This window comes from Paraglaciecola sp. MB-3u-78 (assembly GCF_002835935.1).
In the GTDB taxonomy this organism is placed as follows: Bacteria; Pseudomonadota; Gammaproteobacteria; order Enterobacterales; family Alteromonadaceae; genus Paraglaciecola.
Genome location: NZ_PJCF01000001.1, coordinates 226,750 through 243,921 on the forward strand (window position 1 = coordinate 226,750; position 17,172 = coordinate 243,921).

Below are 17,172 nucleotides of genomic sequence, written 5' to 3' on the forward strand. Positions count from 1 at the left end.
CCATAGAGGCAGTATCGTTCACTTTAGCTAATTTACCCTTCACCTTTATCAGTTTTAAAGTCAGGCAAACTGAGTACTTTTAAACCTTTAAAAGCAAACCCTGCAAGGGCCTTGTAACGTCTTTTATTGATCACATCGAGGATCACTTGTTGATCAATATTCAGATAATCATGCACTAGCGCATTACGCAGACCAATTATCTTGCGCCAATCAAGCTCTTTATTTGTCCACTGTCCGCTTTGCTCTAATAATATAAATGCGCGGTTAGCATCTGATGCTATGCCTAAACCTTGGTGTTTTACCCAATGTTTAGCAATACCAATACAAGCTTCTATCAAGACTTGAAGTAATCTTTCGGCTGCCAAAGATTCAAATTGGTTTAACGAACGTTCAATACTCGCCAATTGATCGAGTTGAGAAACAAGTTGTTGGATATGATCCTGCATACTAGCGCTATACGCATTAAGCATTTTGCTGCCTACCATACTGATAATCGAGCTCCCACATCGACATGATCCGCTGTTCTTCTTTATAACGTCTAACGGTATCTCGACCATATAGAGGCGTATCGTCTTCTACTACCACCATAGCGATAGGTAATGGCGCAATATTGATATCCAAAATAGAAATGTCTACATCTAACATTTCTTGCCACTTAATGGCCAACACTTCAGGTCTGAGTCGATTATCCAACACATCCTGCAAAGGTTTATCAAATGCCACCGCTAAGTCATAATCACTTTTAGGGTGTGCAGTGTTTCTTGCTCTTGAGCCGTAAAGCCACATAACCACTAACTCTGGGGCGTTGGCCGCTAGACTTTTAAGTTGTTGTATTATTTCTTGTTGTGTCATTGTTTATTAACCAATAATTATGCCGTACTTCCGGCATCAACCGTCAATACCGTACCAGTAATAGCCGATGCTCGTTCACTGAGCAAATACATCACCATAGATGCCGCGTCGTCCACGGTAGCTAGTTTTCCTAGCGGGCTGCGCCTTTTGATACTCTCCAACTTATCGCCTTGTAGGCTGCTAGTCATATCGGTTTGCATATAACCAGGTGCGACACAGTTTACGGTTATACCTGCTTTACCCACTTCACGGGCTAAAGATTTACTAAACCCTTCCAAGGCGGCCTTACTGGCAGCATAAACACTTAGGCCGTTAAAACCTGTTTTGGCAATAATAGAAGATATGTTGATGATCCGACCTTTACGATTCAACAACATCGAACGCACCAAATATTTGCTCAGTAAAATAGGTGCTTGAATATTCAAGCGCATTAAATGCTCAATAGCAGAATTAGGCATAGTCGCCAGCACACCATCATGGCCAGCAGCAGCGTTATTGATCAGGGCGTAAGGTCGTCCATATTGCTTGATGAGTTGTTTACACAGCTCAGATATTTTGTCTAAATCGGCCAAATCAACAGCATGAAAATTAACGAGTTCAGGATAGTCTTGCTGCAGTGCTTTAAAGGGTTCAGAAATTTTCCGGGCGATGGCAATCACGCCATACCCCTGCCCAGCGGCTTGTTGGCAAATGGCTAGGCCTAGACCTTTGCTTGCACCTGTTACTATGACGTAATCAGTCATGCTGCTTCCTGTTTAACTTGCCGCTTGGATCGTAAGAAATATTATTCACTATATTGATTTTGGTAGGTATTTCAAAACGTTGCAATTGATTTTTGCACAATTTCAACAATTGTTGTTTAACCTCTTGTTGATTGGTTTCTTCTCTAATGGAAGGCCCATCAATCGTTACGTCTGCCACCACTAGCTCACCCAACAAGGCACTTTTTTTAGCATACACTTTCACTTGGCTAATATCAGCACATTGCAATAACACTTGCTCTACCTTCTCTGGATGTACCTTATTACCGCCCACGTTGATCGTACCTGTTGATCTTCCTAAAAAAAACACTCTATCGTCGATTATTTTGACTGTATCTAAGGTGTCTACGTAGCCTTGTGCATCAGTTTGTTGTGCCAGTGTTTGGCACAGATGATGACTTGGTTTAATCAGTAAATGTTGCTTATCTGACACCTTCAACGCCACCGAAAGTGAACAGTCATCAAGCCATTTAGCTGGGAAACCCGCGAGTCCATCCGTCACCACAAATCCGACCCCAGCTTCTGTCGAGGCGTAAATATGCCGTAATTTTGCTTTAGGGAACAAACGCTGCAATTTATCCAACAGACTTTGGTCGGCAATTTCCCCCCCTAGCGTGATATGACTCAGGGTTAATTCGCTCAATTGTCCCGTCATTAGAAGTTGCCGCCACAAGCTGGGGGTGGCAGATACAGCCGTTACACCACCATGCTTTAAAAATGCCATCTGAACTAAAGGTTCGTAATCAACCACATCCACTAGGTCAGCACCACTTAATAGCGCCTGTAACACCACTTGTAATCCGGCAAATCTAAAGGGTTGATACAACAGTGCCCAGCACAAAGTTTGCAATCTATGACTGTACTTAGTGTTTGCAGTCAATGATAAAAAAGAGTGGGAAAACCATTTTGGCTCACCTGTGGTGCCAGAGGTCGCCAAATACCAAGTTGTTTGGGTAACATCTGAAGCAGTAGATTTCGGCGGTTCTTCAGTTGAATCAATAACAGCTATAGCATTGTCTAACGGCCATTTAATTAGCTCTTCATCAGATATCGACACATCAGGTGGGCATACATAAATGGCTGAGCACCAGCCATCAAAGGCAATCAGAGCCGCAATAAACTCGTTTAAATTGGTATAACTTATGGCTATGCTATGTTGACAAAGTTGTGGGTACTGCAGCCTAATTTCCTGTGCTTGTTTTATTAGCTCAGCGATTGAACTGTGCTCACCTGCAGAGGTAATCACTCCCGTTGTGGGCAGATTTGCTAATTGATTGCTAAAGCTTTGCATGATGGATTTACTGGCTACTAGCACATTGTTGATAAATAGCTAAGAGCTCAGTAAAGGTGCTTGGGTAAGTATCAATAGCCAATTCTGTAAAAGGGTCGAAACCTAAGTCTTCTTCTAGCTGTGCCACTAACATGGCATAACCTAACGAGTCTAAACCGCACTCAAGTAACAGCGTATCTGCGTCAATCGGATCCACTAACTGGCAGTCGCTCAACTCAGCCACTTGTTGCATGGTTTGTCTAATTTGTTGTTCTAAATTCGTCATTAGTATTTTTCTAACCTACTGTGAAAAATTGAATGTGGGCTGCTGCAAGTGCAATGTTTTTTGGCAACTTTGCGAGTATTTTGTCACGCTTTTCAACCCACTGCTTAAGTTCATAACTGTAATGATGTATATCGAAACGTTGGCCATTGCGTTCGCCGCCTTTTTCAAGGCTAACTTGTTCATATTCAAATACTTTATGCATTTTATTTGCCGAGTTGTTAAACGACAACACTTGCGCCAGCAAATGACTAAATTGACGGTGGCTGGCGCCAAAATCTAAAGCCGCCAACTCCAACATAATACCACTACCGGGCCAAACGTTGGTCTCGCCCAAATAACAGCCCCATTCAGGAGTGGCCGTGTTCATATCAGAAAAATTAAGCACACCTATAGGGCGTTGGTCCTGTAAACAGATATAAAATTGACGGCTGTTATCATCATGAAGCTTTTCAAACCATGCACAGTGCTCTAGCCATTTTACTGGGGCACTATTATGCATATTTTGCATAATCCTTGGACTATTGCGCCATTGCCAAACCAGCTCCAGTTGTTCTTTTTGCAGCGGCTTAAAAGCATGTTCAGGTATCGCTGTTTTCATTTTGCATCATCACTTGTTATCTTTTGCTCTGACATCAGTTCTACTATTTTTTTAGCACCATCGACTACAGGAAACTGCAATGCCTTTGTATGCATAGAGCGCAACAGTTCTGGTTGTTGCCATAAAGATAAACACTGTTTTACCCACTCATCAGAGCTCAAGTCATCGCTATTGACTACCTGACACCAACCTTGACTTGCCGCACCTTGACTCGCTAACTTTTGATTTTCAGCCACCACCACCAATATTGATGGCGTAGCACAAGCGAGTAGCTCAAATTGGCTTCCCCCTGCTGCCGATAAGGCTAATTTAGTATTCAGCAACACCGCAGCCATATTTTGGCAGTCATGGAGATGAGTAATATCTAATCCGCTAATTTTGATTAACTCGGCCAAGTCGTGCAACCCATCAAAAGCAGCACCAGTAATGACAATGATTGGCATACAAGCATTTGCTTTACCCAAAGATTGTAATGCTTTAATGGTCTGTTTTTTAGGATCACTGCCACCAAACATAAGGGTTAAGTGTTTACGATTTGACCATTGCCTATTTGTTAGCTGCAGGAATTCCTGCCTTAATACTTGATAGCCTTGCCCGATAGCCAATAGTGCCTTAGGTGCAGTCAGTTGATAATTATGTAAACTCGCGTTAAGTGCACCATTGATAACCATATCGGCGTAAAGCGCACCGCTATTATTCATATCGTCGAAAACAGCAAGCTTAAACACATTGGATTGCAATGATTGACGATATTCCAGATCAAACTGATACCCATCAAGCACCAACCAGTCAGCGTTCAAATCTAAACATTGTTTGGCTAACCATTCTGGCTCTGCACTTTTATCAATATCAGGCATTGGTAGCATGGTGCCTATCCAATCTGCTCGGTTGCAACAAAAATACTGTGAACGCTGCGACATAAAAAAAAATAGCTCATGCCCATACTTAACTAAACTTTGTGCTAACGCCATGCAGCGCATAACGTGTCCTAAACCTATGTTAGGTTCGCCTTCAACTCGAAACACCACACGCATTAATGTGTCACTCAAACATCCACCAATCTAATGGTGTACCTTTAACCAAAGCCTGTTTAGCGACTTTACCTAATACGTTGTCCCAATGTTTAGGTGCCAATCCAAAAGCTGGACGCACAATTCGCAAGTTTTGTGAGTTTAACACTTGTCCCTGTTGTACATTTTCACTCACATAGATTGAACGGCGATACTGTTTGGACTTTTCTTCTGCTTGGGTACCACCATACTTAACTTGTCCTAAAGCTTGGTAGGCCCTTTGGGTCTCAATCACCAATGTAGCGAGTTCATCCGGCTCTAAGGAAAAAGCCGCATCCACGCCACCCGCTTGTCGGTCTAATACAAAATGTTTTTCAATCACTGTAGCACCCAGCGCCACGGCTGCAATAGAAACTCCAACCCCTGCAGTATGATCAGAAAGGCCCACTTGGCAGCCGAAGGCTTCGCGCAAATGAGGGATAGTAGCAATGTTCGACTGGGTGGGTTGTGCAGGATAAGTGCTAGTGCATTTTAGTAATATAATGTCATCACAACCTGCCAGTCTAGCAACATTCACGGCCTGTTCAATCTCGGTTAAACTTGCCATGCCTGTGGACAGTATCAATGGTTTTTTCTTACTTGCTGCTTTACGAATAAGCGGTAAATCGGTCAATTCAAATGACGCAATTTTAAAACAAGGTACATTTAAATCATCTAGAAAATCCACGGCGTGTTCATCAAATGGTGAACTAAATGCCAGGATGCCTAAAGACTTAGCTTTATCAAATAAAGGCTGATGCCATTCATAAGGCGTCGCCGCTTTTTGATATAAAGCGTGTAGTTTTTCTCCGTTCCACAAACTGTCTTGTTCCTGGATCACAAAATCATCTGACTCAACATCCAAGGTCATGCTGTCGGCCGTGTAGGTTTGTAATTTGATGGCATGGGCACCGGCTTGAGCTGCTGCGTCTACCATAGCCAAAGCAATATCCAGTTGTTGGCTGTGATTACCGCTCAGTTCTGCGATAACAAATGGCTCATGGCCTGTTCCAACTAGGCGGTCACCTATTTGAATATCATGCATGATTTTGCTCCTCTAGATGAACAAAAATAGATTCAATACTTTCTACTAAGTCCTCTGGATCATCGCAGTTGCACTCTAGAGTAACAAAATTATTTTCGTTGACGGCATGTTGCATACACGGAGACACCGGATCAGTTGCAAATTCAGGCATTAACAAGGCAGGCTCGCTGTCTCCAGTGATTAACAATGTAGGACATTCTACCGCTTGTGCATACCAGCGATTACCACTTGGTTTACATAGCATTAGGTCACTGGACTTTAGCATTTTTAACAGTGAACGGATATCATCTCTGGCATCAGAGTCACTCCATACAACAAAGCCTTTTTGTTCTAATAGCTTTTTTAAACGACTTACATATGGATAAAGGTAGCCATCGTCAGACTGACCAAAACACAAACCAATCACTTTATTAGACTTAGCCTTTTTAGCCAGTTTTTTGTCAGGAATAACAACAATACCCTGATCTAATTTATCATCGACCAATCCACAACACTTAGTTAAATAAAACTCCGGGTATCCGCCTTCATACTCAGTATCGAACTGCCACCAACGACCATGCCATTTATGCATATTGACAAACGAACTAGCCATAAATGCTTGTGTTGAATTGACATATTCAGCTTGTAAACTTGTATTTTGAACTTGTTGCAATAATTGCTGCACCGACATATTCAAATAATTACCACTGACTGGCTCACCGGCATCTGCCAGAAATCGCGCCAAAAAGCACGGCATAAAGGCGGTATCTAAATTAACTATTTGACTGTAGTTTTCGCCAATAATCTCCTCCGCCAATCCCAAGAAGGACTCCATGGCGAGGAAAAAATCATCTGGCCACTGCTGCTGAGTCACATGTTTAACATGCACATTCGACTCGGCTAATTTGATCAGCTCAGCGCCATCACCAAAGGTCAAAAAGTGTATTTCTGCTTGTGGATTGTTTTTTTTAAAATAACGTAATACCGGAAGTCCAATGGCACACACGTCTGCCGAATTTAACATCCTGATCAACAGCACTTTTTCGGTCTTAGACTCGACTATTTTATTCACTTGGTTGCCCCTGAACGTAAGCTTGATACATCAGTTCTGCCCGTTGCCAATCTTCCGGCGTATCAATATCCTGCACTAAATGCCGTGGTAAAACCACTGGTAGGCTATCGTGACTAAAAATCTTTTGATTGGATAAGTAACCATCCGTTTTCCCCCAATAAAACTGTCCAGCATCATGGTAGGCCTCTTCTAAATCCTGGGACCGTTTACCTATATCATCAGGAAACATTGGAGATACACCTGCTTGGGTTTTTATCAACGCTCGTTGCACTGGAAAAGGAAAACTAGTGACCGAAAACGCAAAGGACTTTTCCCTATGCTGCTTAAGTGAATCTAAACCTTTTTGTAAGTATTTGGCATGTAAAAAAGGCGCTGTGGCGTAGATACAACAGCAGAATTCGGGTTGATAAAGATGTTCAATACAAAATTTGATGGCGTGATTGGTCACTGGTCGTGTTCCCACCACATCATTTGAAAGCTCTTTAGGACGGATAAAAGGCACATCTGCTCCATAATATTTTGCTACTTCAGCTATCTCTTCACTGTCAGTAGAAATGATAATTTTATTAAACAGACCAGAGGCTTTGGCCGCTTCTATCGAATAAGCGATAAGTGGTTTACCCGCAAAACATTTAATATTTTTACCGGGAATTCGCTTACTGCCGCCACGTGCAGGAATGATAGCTAGATTCACAGCAATACCTCGTGTAACACATCCACCACTTTTGACTGTTCTGCAGGAGTTAAACTTGGAAACAAAGGCAGTGTCAAAGCGTGTTGATAAAAGTGCTCAGACACGGGGAAATCGCCTTGTTTAAAACCAAGTTGTTGATAATAAGGCTGTAAATGAATGGGAATATAATGCACGTTCACAGCAACACCTTTTTTGTGAAGTTGTTGGTAAACTTTTTGGCGGTCATGCTGTGTAAGCTCCACCATATATAAATGCCATGCACTTTTAAACTGCGGCTCCACAACTGGAAGTTTCAAAGGTAAGTCAGCTAACGCCTGATTATATACGTTGGCGAGCTTGGAACGTTTTTGAATAAATACATCGAGTTTTTTCAACTGTGACAAACCTAGGGCTGCATGTATATCACTTAAACGATAATTGTAACCCAGTTCCAGTTGCTGGTAATACCAAGATCCGTGACTTTCGCCTCGAAACTGCGATGGATCTTTTGTTACTCCATGCTTTGCAAATAATGTGAGTTTTTCGTAAACATGGCTTTGATTGGTTAACACTGCGCCGCCTTCGGCACTGGTTATTGACTTAACCGGGTGGAAACTCAAAACTGCCATATCAGAATAGACACAACTACCAATCTTAGACTGTTGATAACTCCCCCCTAGGCCATGAGCAGCATCTTCAATCAGTACAATTGAATACATCTGCGTTAGTTTATGAATGCTCTGCATATCACAGCTCAATCCAGAAAAATGCACCACAATTAAAGCTTTAGGTAAACAATTCTGAGTTGCAGCATGATGGAGTTTTTTTTCTAATGCGCCGATATCAATATTGCGGGTAAGAGGGTCTATATCCACAAAATCTATACGTGCTCCGCAGTATAGGGCACAGTTTGCCGATGCGACAAAAGAGTTGGGTACTGTCCACACCACATCGCCTGCAATTACACCTGCGGCTAAACACGCCACATGCAAACCTGACGTTGCACTATTCACTGCGACACAATGGTTAGTACCAGTATACTCACATAAAGCCTGTTCAAATTGGGGAACAACACTCCCTTGAGTCAAAAACTGGTTGCGTAACACATCAACAACCGCGTCAATATCATCTTCATCAACACAATGTTTACCGTAAGGAATCATGCCCCCTCCTTTACAATGTCACTTTATCAAGCATTTTTAATTCATCGATTGTCAGAAAGTGTGGATTCGTACCTGAGTGATATTCAAATTTATCTTTTACAGGCTGCCCCTCTTCACCTAATTTATTTCTTAAATAATTGACTGTTTTATCAAAAAACTTAATCGCCGGCGTTATGACGTAGTGGTCATCAAATTCAAGAGAATGATGGGCCATCTCTTCTGGCACCATGACTTCATGAAGTTTCTCACCAGGGCGAATACCCACTAATTCATATTCTCGCTTGCCACTAATGGATTCAACGAGATCCAGAATGCGAATAGAGGGGATTTTAGGCACAAATATCTCGCCACCCTGCATACGCTGAAAGTTCTTCACAACAAATTCCACACCGTTATCTAGGGTGATCCAGAAACGAGTCATTTCTGGATGGGTGACAGGCAACCTGGTTACACCTTCATCCAACAGTTTATGGAAAAAGGGCACAACTGAACCTCTGGAACCCACAACATTGCCATAACGCACCACCGCAAATCGGGGACCTTTAGCTCCAGACATATTGTTGGCTGCGACAAACAGTTTATCAGAGGCAAGCTTAGTCGCGCCGTACAAATTTACCGGATTGGCAGCTTTATCGGTAGACAGCGCAATCACACGACTCACATCGGCTGCAATAGCTGCATCAATCACATTTTGAGAACCATATATATTGGTTTTGATACACTCATTGGGATTATATTCTGCAGCAGGCACTTGTTTTAAGGCGGCAGCATGCACCACATAATCAACATCACGCATGGCAGATATTAGACGTTCCTTATCGCGAACATCGCCAATAAAATAACGCATACAAGGCGCATTAAAATGTTGCTGCATTTCAAATTGCTTTAACTCATCTCGGGAGTAAATAATCACTTTTTTGGGGGAATAACTTTTTGTCAGGTAAGCCGTAAAACATTTACCAAAGGAGCCTGTTCCGCCGGTAATTAAAATTGATTTATTATTAAACATAAACAGCCCTTACAATCATTTTAGTTGGGTAAGATTCAGATTGACTTGATTCATCACCCAATTGATTTAACTCGTTAAAACCTCTGATATTCATCGATATTTATTCACAGCTTTGCGACCACGTACCACCCCAGAGAGTTGTTTTAATGACGCTTTAAATGATTCCTCAGCATAAGCAACTAATGCGCCATTAACTTGCAATTCAGCTGTTACAAAATTATTTCTTTCTTTGTTAGGGATATTTTCTAGGAAATTCTGAATAAATTCGTCTCGTTCAGTCACGAGTTTCAAAAATATAGACTCATCAGGATCATTTTCAGTCGTCAGTTCTGACAGATCCTGATTAATACGTTTTAATGGGGAAGGTGTAAATACATGATCTAATATTAATTTTTTCAAATCACTGCTTGACGTTTTTGCCTCTGCATTTCATAAGCCTCTTGTTTAGCTGACTCAGGAATTTGCGACCAGGCTGATTTAATGGGTAAAAACAGAGTAATCACTTCATCAACAATCTTCAAGCTATTCTGTACATTGGCGTCAATCAACCGCTGTATCATATAATCATAAAGTGCGTACAGATTATCAGCGACCTCGCCTCCTGTTTCCAGTTCTAGAGTATCACGCAAGTTCATCAAAATAGCAGTGGCTCTAGAAATATGCTCAGACTTGCCTGCATAATCTTTTCGCTCTATACAGCCTTTGGTATAAGCAAGTTTGTCTAGTGTGCCTTGCATTAACATTAACGTTAACTTGTGGGGATCTGCTTGACTGATTTGTTGTTTCAAATTGCCTTTTTTATAGGCATTGATACCTTTTAACGCCATACTGATTTTCCATATTTTTGATAGTGAAACTGCATTTTTTCTAGCCTAAGGTCGCCAGTAATGCTGACCCTGTTGAATTTAATCTCGATACTGTTTGGTCTAGATTTAAATACTTAGCCCTCAGTATTTCCTCAGTTTTAGCAAGTCTTAATTCCAAGCTTAACCTTTCATCAAAAATCTGTTCCCTTTGATCTTTTGCACTGTCGACGCGAGATTTAAGTAACCCACCAGAACTAGTGTACTCTTCAACATAATCGTATAGACGAACAGCAATACCTTGGCTTTCATCGGTAAATAAAGCCGCAATTTGATCAAAATTATCATCTAATGCTTCTTTTAAACGGTCATCACCGCTGCCTAAGCCGATTTTATCAGAGGTACTAATTTCTAATTCGTTGTTATCGTTATATTCAATACCTATCTGGAATAGGCCTCCTAGAGTAGATGAATCTACAGAAGAAAATAAAATATTGTTGATACCGGATTGTATACCTCTTACCAGCGAATCCCCAGCGAGTGAACCGTCTTCTTCTAAATCAGATTCACCATAATTGGTTAACAGTTTTATTTCAGCTTGTAGGGCGTTAAAGTTGGTAACAAACTCTCTGATAGTTTCTTCAACTGATTCTTTATCAAAGCCAATACTAAGTTTTGAGGTTTTAAACGTGATGGCGTCTGCATTTAGTTCAGATAGTTCTGATGCTTCAAAACTGACATTTTCTATTACATTTTCAAATTTATTGGTTTTACTTTCTACGTCAATACCATCGATAGTGGCTTTGGCGTTTTGAGCTGAATTAACTGGCACTAAATAGTTTATAGTTTCGCCAAAATTAGTTGTAGAAACGCGGTCCAGTTCAGGCTCATCGTTATCGTTGACAATAATTAAATCATTTCCTTCACCAGGAGTGTCAGAAGTAAAGACTAATTTTGCACCACCGACAGCAGTACCCGTATCTATGATACTGGCCGTGACACCAAAGTTATCGTTTGAAGCATTGATGGCGTTACGCAGGTCTTCTAATGTGTCACCTGCATTTAAGTTGATGCTAAAGGAATCACTGGTGGCATCAATTTTAAACGTAAGACTAGCGGTACCAGCACTTAAAACCGTATCAGTAGAGTTATCAAAGCCACCATCAATTGCATCTGCGGTTTCAATTCGACTACCGCTAGCGAGTTGGGTCACCGCTATATTGTAGTTACCTTCCAGAGCACTATTGGATGCATCAGCTGTAAAAGGTTCGACACCTTCTGATGGGTTGTTTATGCTTGGCTCACGCCCTTTAAGGTTGGCATCGCTTCGCAAATTATCCAAGGTTTCTTGAAAGTCCTCAAGTTTGGACTTTAACTTACCAATACCAGAAATTTCAGCATCAACGTTTTCCTCTCTGGAATCCAGAGCATCAGTTTTAGGCTTACGCTCAGCTTCGAGCAATTGCCCAACTAAACCTTCAAGGTCTAAACCTGAACCTACACCCAATGACGAAATTGACATATCACACCTATATTCCCACAATAATTTGAAGGATAACGTTTATGTCAAAAAAATTGACATTAAACCTGTTTATTAAATAGAAAACCTACCGCTGTGCCGACATCCGTTTGCAAGTTCTGCAATCGTTCTGAGAGTCTCAACAATTCTTCAGAAGGTATTTGCCGAATAATTTTACCAGACTCCGAATCGGTTACTTTTACAACTTGTTTATTGCTGCCTTCATCCACTGAAAAATTAAGCTGTCTACTATTAGTTTGCACAAATTCATTTAGTTTTAATACAGCATTTTCAATCTGCTCAGCGCTAACGTCAAGAGGCACTTGTTTTTTTATATCGGCAGTGTTGGATAAATCTTTAGTTTCTGGTTGCACTGATGCCAGTTTGTCCTCCGTCGTCTGGTTTGTGCGAATACTGTTTGCACTGTCTGGAGCGATATCGGCTTTAGACAGTGCAAAATTTTGGCTAATTTGTGATACATTAATTTCCATAAATCACCTTTTTATAAAATGCGAATGGCTACACTGCAGTAGCCACTCTAAGCATTATTGTTAAATAACCGCTTTAACTAAGCAATGATAATGCAGCTTGTGGTCTTTGGTTGGCTTGACTTAATACTGACAAAGACGCTTGCTGAATTATCTGATTTTTAGTCAATTCCGCCGTTTCAACAGCAAAATCTGTATCCCGGATACGTGAACGTGCACCCGCGATATTCTCAGAAATATTACTCAAATTACGAATAGTAGACTGAAAACGGTTTTGCAAGGCACCTAAATCGGCACGGGCTCCACCGATACTAGATATTGCTGCAGTTATCGAAGTGAGTGCTGTAGAAGCCCCGTCTAAAGTAGACACATCCGTTGCGGCGATGCCTAAACCAGATGCACCAAAACCACTGGCTCTGGATAAGTTGACAGAGATAGTCTGTCCACCGTTTGCGCCAACTAAAAATTTAGATGAGAAACTACCTTTCAAAATATCTAAGTCTCCGAACTGTGTATCAGACGCAATACGGCTGATCTCGTTCTTTAATGTAGTCACTTCTTTTTGCAGCGCAGTTCGATCAGCAGAAGAGTTAATTCCATTTTGAGATTGCACGGCTAAAGTCCGAATACGTTGTAATGAAGTAGTTACCTCACCCAATGCACCTTCAGCGGTTTGTGTGAGTGAAATCGCATCATTCGCATTTCGAACCGCCTGATTCAACCCTTGTACTTGTGTCGTTAATCGGTCCGAAATCTGCAAACCAGCGGCATCATCTGCTGCTCGGTTAATCCTAAAACCTGATGATAATCTTTCGAAAGATGTATTTAAAGCTTGCCCCGAACTAAACAACTGGCGCTGAGCATTCAAAGACGACACATTTGTATTAACAAATAAACCCATAAAAAACCTCCTGAAAACTCACCGCACGCCGATAACGTGATTGTAACAGTAAGTTTGCCTCAATATAGATGAACAAGAACCTCTTCTTGGCCATCACCTCACTTACCTCATTTAACAACACCTCTATCGTTAACTGAGACTAAAAGTAATCAATTAGATCACCCCTCGACTAACGTTATCGACACTTACCACAGTAACTTTAGTTTTTTTAAAAATAAAAAAACTAAAGTTACTGGCCAGAAACCAGCAAATAGATAAAAGCCTAATGGCAGTGGCAAGTAGATAGTTAAAGACTAAAGCTATTCATCACAGAGCGCTTCGCTACGCAGAGCACACCGAGAAAAAAAATAAATGTAATCATGTGATTACCAAGTGAAACTGTGGGTTTCAATTCTACATGTTTGTTAGTGTTCTTTTTTTTCACATAGCGGTGGCTCGATAAAACTGGTTTTGATAGTCAGGTGGGCCACCTTTTCGGCCATTCGCTGGTCCTGATGTCATCCACTGTTTCAGAACCAAATGTGGCATTTCATCGACCCGAATGTTTGACCTCACAGGTTCTCCATGCCTTATTTGGGAAGAGAAAAAAAGCACGCTACGCGCCATCGTTCATGCAGGTGCCCGTCAGGGCATAAAACTCGAAGGTATAAAACAAAAATTCAAACCTCAATATCTATAGAGCGTTTCTTGAAAGTTTGAGTAATTCAAGATTCACTTTCCCTAATTTTTGTAAGGCCAATTTGCCAAAGCGGTTACAGACCTATGAATCAGGATTAGTGCTTTGTGCCATTGGCAGAAGTACAGATGGACTTAGTTGACTGGCCGCTTCGAGCCTATCAGGAGACATAGAAGATATCTTAGTCGATCGGCTGCTATGCCCAAGACATTGGTTATTTTAAATTTTTGATTGAGATATCGAAGTAAATTAGACATTAAACGCTTTTATAAATGGCGCGCGTTTTTGAGCGTCCAGTGATGGCCGGTTTTTGGCCGTAACGATATTTAATAAACTTGTTAGGCATAATTCGAATTCCAAACTATTTTGGAAATGGTTTATGTTTCACCAAGTATGTTAGATAACGTATTCATTAGATGTACTGCAGGTTCAATAGGCGGTTTTTTTTCTGCCGAATAACCCTTTTGTCATTGGCTCTAAATACACTCTCCACTAGTCATGTTTACCATCAATGTTGCCAAATAAGATTATTTGCAGAATCTTAGGCCCTAGCTGACACGACTTCTGAGTTTGGAAAAAAAGCTTTAAATATTCACTTGAATGTGAATTTTTAGACTGATGTATCGTCTATATAGTCACAAAAAGATAGCGGAAAAAGTGAATCACAACAAAATCATCTACAAATTAAGGTGTGTCTGGTTAGGCAAGAACATAACTTTTTGCAATCTTCGCTCATGAGTTGGTGTTTATCAAAAATAATAATTTAAAAACAATACTGATGTTCAACCGCACATTTTCCAAAAAAAACTTATCATGACGTTCATAGTAAAAATTAATGGGTCAGCATAATTAGGCTACTACCTTTTATATACGTAATGGCCTTTAAATTAGCAATCCATAAAGTACAATATTTACTCATTATTTTACGCTCAGCCCTTGGCATTTAAACCTCAATCGATAACAGTTTGATGTGCTAAAGTGTGAGTTCATAAATAATTCTGTTCCCCCTAACGTAATAATGAAATGGACATTATGAAAGAAAAAATACTTGTAGGCTCCAGAGAAACGATGGACTTACCAGAGCTGGGCCAATTTGGGATAACAACCAGGATTGATACCGGTGCTCAAACTTCATCACTCCATGTCGACCATATTTCTGAAAATAAAGAAACAGGCATGTTGGACTTTAAATTTCATGCTGATTCACATGATGTCAGCAAAACAAAAAAATGTTCCGTGAAGATACTCGGTAGAAAGTGTGTCAAATCTTCTAATGGAGAAATAGAACGTCGCTATATCATTAATACTTTGGCCGTAATGAAAAGCCTAAAGTGGACTATTAAGCTGACATTGACGAACAGATCTAAAATGGTTCATTTGATGCTTTTGGGGCGACAAGCCATGAAAAGAGTGATGTTCGTCGATCCAGAGTTTAGTTACCTTGCCTCGCAGGAAAAAATCATTTGATTATGACGATACCTAAATCATCGTTTACGTTAAATTATATATTGAGACTGTTCACTCAATAAATCATCCACATTGGAATAGAGTTTCATGACTGATTCTTATGCTGGTGTCACTGACCTCACTTTAATGTTCAATAAAGGTACTTTAAAAAGCAATTTACGGTTATCTGAGGAACTAAAGAAGATCGTCGGAGATCCCAGTACTCAATTGGATGAATTAATGAAGAACTCACCAGTTTATCCATACAAAAAAATCAAAAAAACAGTATTACTTTTACATGGATTTTCAGATGACGTGGTAGACATTGAACATAGTTTTAGGTTGCAGTTGATGATGGAGACGCAAGATAATAAAGTGGATTTTGTTAAATTTAATGGCCTTGAACACAGCTTTAAAACGATAAAAGAAGTTGAAGCGGTTTATAAAGCAATAATGCCTTTTTACAGCGCCATATAGCCATGCTACCTGATAAGCAATATGCACAGTAATATTGAAATCAGCATGTTTAAAACTAGAGAGTGTTCTTGAGTCAAAGTGGTACTCACTATTTATTTCGTGGTGTTATTAGTTTACTTGTATTAAAACTAACGTTTTAAGCACTAATGAATGAGCATGGATTAAAATATTTGACGGAATTAAATTACTCTCCTGACAGGATGATGAAACTGAAAAAGATTCAAAGCATGATGATAATTTTTGGCTAAAGAATCGTAGGCATGAGTTAGTGAGCTTTATATGCAAGCTTATTAAATTTCTCAGCATCAAGATGAGATAGACCTTTGAGCATTATAGGTCTGTTTTGATCTGCTGGAGACGTGTTGAAGCCACCCACAGTACGCTGAAATACTTCAACTTCTCCAATGGTTCATCCGCTCCAGCCGGCAATAAAGAAATATGCTTTGCGAAAAGCCATCTGAGCCCATCGCCAGATCAACTTTGTCCGCAAGAGCAGTTTTCGGAATTAGGGTAGATACCCATGTCCCCCCGAGGAACTAATCGGACAATTGTTTTGAGTATAATGTGGCAATTTTGATTTATTCAGGTCCGGAGTCGATATAGTACACTTCCAATCTAAATGATAATTAATCTTATTGTGAGTGATTTTTAATACTATGAAGAATCACATATCACAGCGGGTTGGGGGGCTTGTCTTGGAAGTTTGATTTTTACAAAAACTTACACTTAATAAGCTAGCTGTGTAAGCTTATTCAGTACAAACTAGAAAATCTAGGTGAACTTAAATATTACGGAGCAATAGCCGACTTTCACTCCCTTAAGAATATAAAATAGATGTCAATGTGGAAAATATAAGGCATCATGTATTTTGATTTTAGGAAAAATGACGTTTTATTTTACCTACACTCTGTCTATTCCTGCCAGGACAAAGCTTACAATTTAAAAGATGGATTAATTGGCTCAATAAAAGATCAAACTTTTAAATCTTTCTGGTTTTCTGATAAAAATAATTTTTTACAATAAATCCTTCTTGTGTATGTGACCATCACTGTGTTGCAAATATGAAGAATAAAACAATTCTGGAATATCTGAATGCTGACCGGGA

General features: G+C 40.3%; 20 protein-coding genes. 2 read left to right on the forward strand and 18 right to left on the reverse strand.

The annotated features are described in order from the left end of the window. Positions 1-32 precede the first annotated feature (32 nt). The 18 genes from CXF95_RS01035 to CXF95_RS31060 all read right to left on the reverse strand — a co-directional run bounded on the left by CXF95_RS01035 (position 33) and on the right by CXF95_RS31060 (position 14,023). Positions 33-470 carry a DUF86 domain-containing protein gene (locus tag CXF95_RS01035; RefSeq protein WP_101196979.1) on the reverse strand — a complete coding sequence of 146 codons (438 nt, stop codon included), beginning with the start codon at positions 468-470 and terminating at the stop codon, positions 33-35. Further along, the gene (locus CXF95_RS01040) at positions 463-852 is read right to left on the reverse strand and encodes a nucleotidyltransferase domain-containing protein (RefSeq protein WP_101196980.1); all 390 of its coding nucleotides are present in this window, start codon (positions 850-852) and stop codon (positions 463-465) included. The genes CXF95_RS01035 and CXF95_RS01040 overlap by 8 nt, the downstream gene beginning before the upstream one ends. A gap of 17 nt (positions 853-869) precedes the next feature. Next, positions 870-1,595, reverse strand: coding sequence for an SDR family NAD(P)-dependent oxidoreductase (locus CXF95_RS01045; RefSeq protein ID WP_101196981.1), 726 nt, complete (start codon positions 1,593-1,595; stop codon positions 870-872). Then, positions 1,588-2,904, reverse strand: coding sequence for an AMP-binding protein (locus CXF95_RS01050; protein ID WP_101196982.1), 1,317 nt, complete (start codon positions 2,902-2,904; stop codon positions 1,588-1,590). The genes CXF95_RS01045 and CXF95_RS01050 overlap by 8 nt, the downstream gene beginning before the upstream one ends. Before the next feature lie 7 nt (positions 2,905-2,911). Then, positions 2,912-3,169 carry an acyl carrier protein gene (locus CXF95_RS01055; protein WP_101196983.1) on the reverse strand — a complete coding sequence of 86 codons (258 nt, stop codon included), beginning with the start codon at positions 3,167-3,169 and terminating at the stop codon, positions 2,912-2,914. A gap of 10 nt (positions 3,170-3,179) precedes the next feature. After that, positions 3,180-3,767: a UDP-4-amino-4,6-dideoxy-N-acetyl-beta-L-altrosamine N-acetyltransferase gene (gene pseH / locus CXF95_RS01060; protein ID WP_101196984.1), complete on the reverse strand. Its 588-nt coding sequence runs from the start codon at positions 3,765-3,767 to the stop codon at positions 3,180-3,182. Next, entirely contained in the window at positions 3,764-4,816 is a 1,053-nt protein-coding gene (gene pseG / locus CXF95_RS01065; RefSeq protein WP_232787559.1) for a UDP-2,4-diacetamido-2,4,6-trideoxy-beta-L-altropyranose hydrolase, read from the reverse strand. The genes pseH and pseG overlap by 4 nt, the downstream gene beginning before the upstream one ends. Beyond that, the gene (gene pseI, locus CXF95_RS01070; RefSeq protein ID WP_101196985.1) at positions 4,809-5,861 is read right to left on the reverse strand and encodes a pseudaminic acid synthase; all 1,053 of its coding nucleotides are present in this window, start codon (positions 5,859-5,861) and stop codon (positions 4,809-4,811) included. The genes pseG and pseI overlap by 8 nt, the downstream gene beginning before the upstream one ends. Next, positions 5,854-6,912, reverse strand: a complete 1,059-nt coding sequence (locus CXF95_RS01075) for a hypothetical protein (protein WP_101196986.1) — start codon at positions 6,910-6,912, stop codon at positions 5,854-5,856. The genes pseI and CXF95_RS01075 overlap by 8 nt, the downstream gene beginning before the upstream one ends. Further along, a complete protein-coding gene (gene pseF / locus CXF95_RS01080) occupies positions 6,905-7,606 on the reverse strand; it encodes a pseudaminic acid cytidylyltransferase (RefSeq protein WP_101196987.1) in 702 nt (233 codons plus the stop codon). The genes CXF95_RS01075 and pseF overlap by 8 nt, the downstream gene beginning before the upstream one ends. Then, the gene (gene pseC, locus CXF95_RS01085; protein WP_101196988.1) at positions 7,603-8,748 is read right to left on the reverse strand and encodes a UDP-4-amino-4,6-dideoxy-N-acetyl-beta-L-altrosamine transaminase; all 1,146 of its coding nucleotides are present in this window, start codon (positions 8,746-8,748) and stop codon (positions 7,603-7,605) included. The genes pseF and pseC overlap by 4 nt, the downstream gene beginning before the upstream one ends. Before the next feature lie 10 nt (positions 8,749-8,758). Then, entirely contained in the window at positions 8,759-9,757 is a 999-nt protein-coding gene (gene pseB / locus CXF95_RS01090) for a UDP-N-acetylglucosamine 4,6-dehydratase (inverting) (RefSeq protein ID WP_101196989.1), read from the reverse strand. A 90-nt stretch (positions 9,758-9,847) separates the two neighbouring features. Next, entirely contained in the window at positions 9,848-10,156 is a 309-nt protein-coding gene (locus CXF95_RS01095) for a hypothetical protein (protein WP_101196990.1), read from the reverse strand. Beyond that, positions 10,153-10,584, reverse strand: coding sequence for a flagellar export chaperone FliS (fliS, locus tag CXF95_RS01100; RefSeq protein ID WP_101196991.1), 432 nt, complete (start codon positions 10,582-10,584; stop codon positions 10,153-10,155). Before fliS ends, CXF95_RS01095 begins: the two co-directional genes overlap by 4 nt. Before the next feature lie 40 nt (positions 10,585-10,624). Next, on the reverse strand, positions 10,625-12,082 hold the full coding sequence (fliD, locus tag CXF95_RS01105; protein WP_101196992.1) for a flagellar filament capping protein FliD: 1,458 nt from the start codon (positions 12,080-12,082) through the stop codon (positions 10,625-10,627). A gap of 59 nt (positions 12,083-12,141) precedes the next feature. Continuing rightward, positions 12,142-12,570 (reverse strand): flagellar protein FlaG, encoded by a 429-nt coding sequence (locus CXF95_RS01110; RefSeq protein ID WP_101196993.1) that lies wholly within the window; start codon positions 12,568-12,570, stop codon positions 12,142-12,144. A gap of 73 nt (positions 12,571-12,643) precedes the next feature. Next, positions 12,644-13,468 carry a flagellin gene (locus tag CXF95_RS01115; RefSeq protein WP_101196994.1) on the reverse strand — a complete coding sequence of 275 codons (825 nt, stop codon included), beginning with the start codon at positions 13,466-13,468 and terminating at the stop codon, positions 12,644-12,646. A gap of 420 nt (positions 13,469-13,888) precedes the next feature. Beyond that, a complete protein-coding gene (locus tag CXF95_RS31060; RefSeq protein ID WP_255418870.1) occupies positions 13,889-14,023 on the reverse strand; it encodes a hypothetical protein in 135 nt (44 codons plus the stop codon). A 1,153-nt stretch (positions 14,024-15,176) separates the two neighbouring features. Between CXF95_RS31060 and CXF95_RS01120 the strand changes: the two genes are divergently transcribed. Next, the gene (locus tag CXF95_RS01120; RefSeq protein WP_101197133.1) at positions 15,177-15,611 is read left to right on the forward strand and encodes a RimK/LysX family protein; all 435 of its coding nucleotides are present in this window, start codon (positions 15,177-15,179) and stop codon (positions 15,609-15,611) included. 87 nt (positions 15,612-15,698) lie between these two features. Further along, positions 15,699-16,067 (forward strand): S9 family peptidase, encoded by a 369-nt coding sequence (locus CXF95_RS01125; RefSeq protein WP_101196995.1) that lies wholly within the window; start codon positions 15,699-15,701, stop codon positions 16,065-16,067. The last annotated feature ends 1,105 nt before the right edge of the window (positions 16,068-17,172 follow it).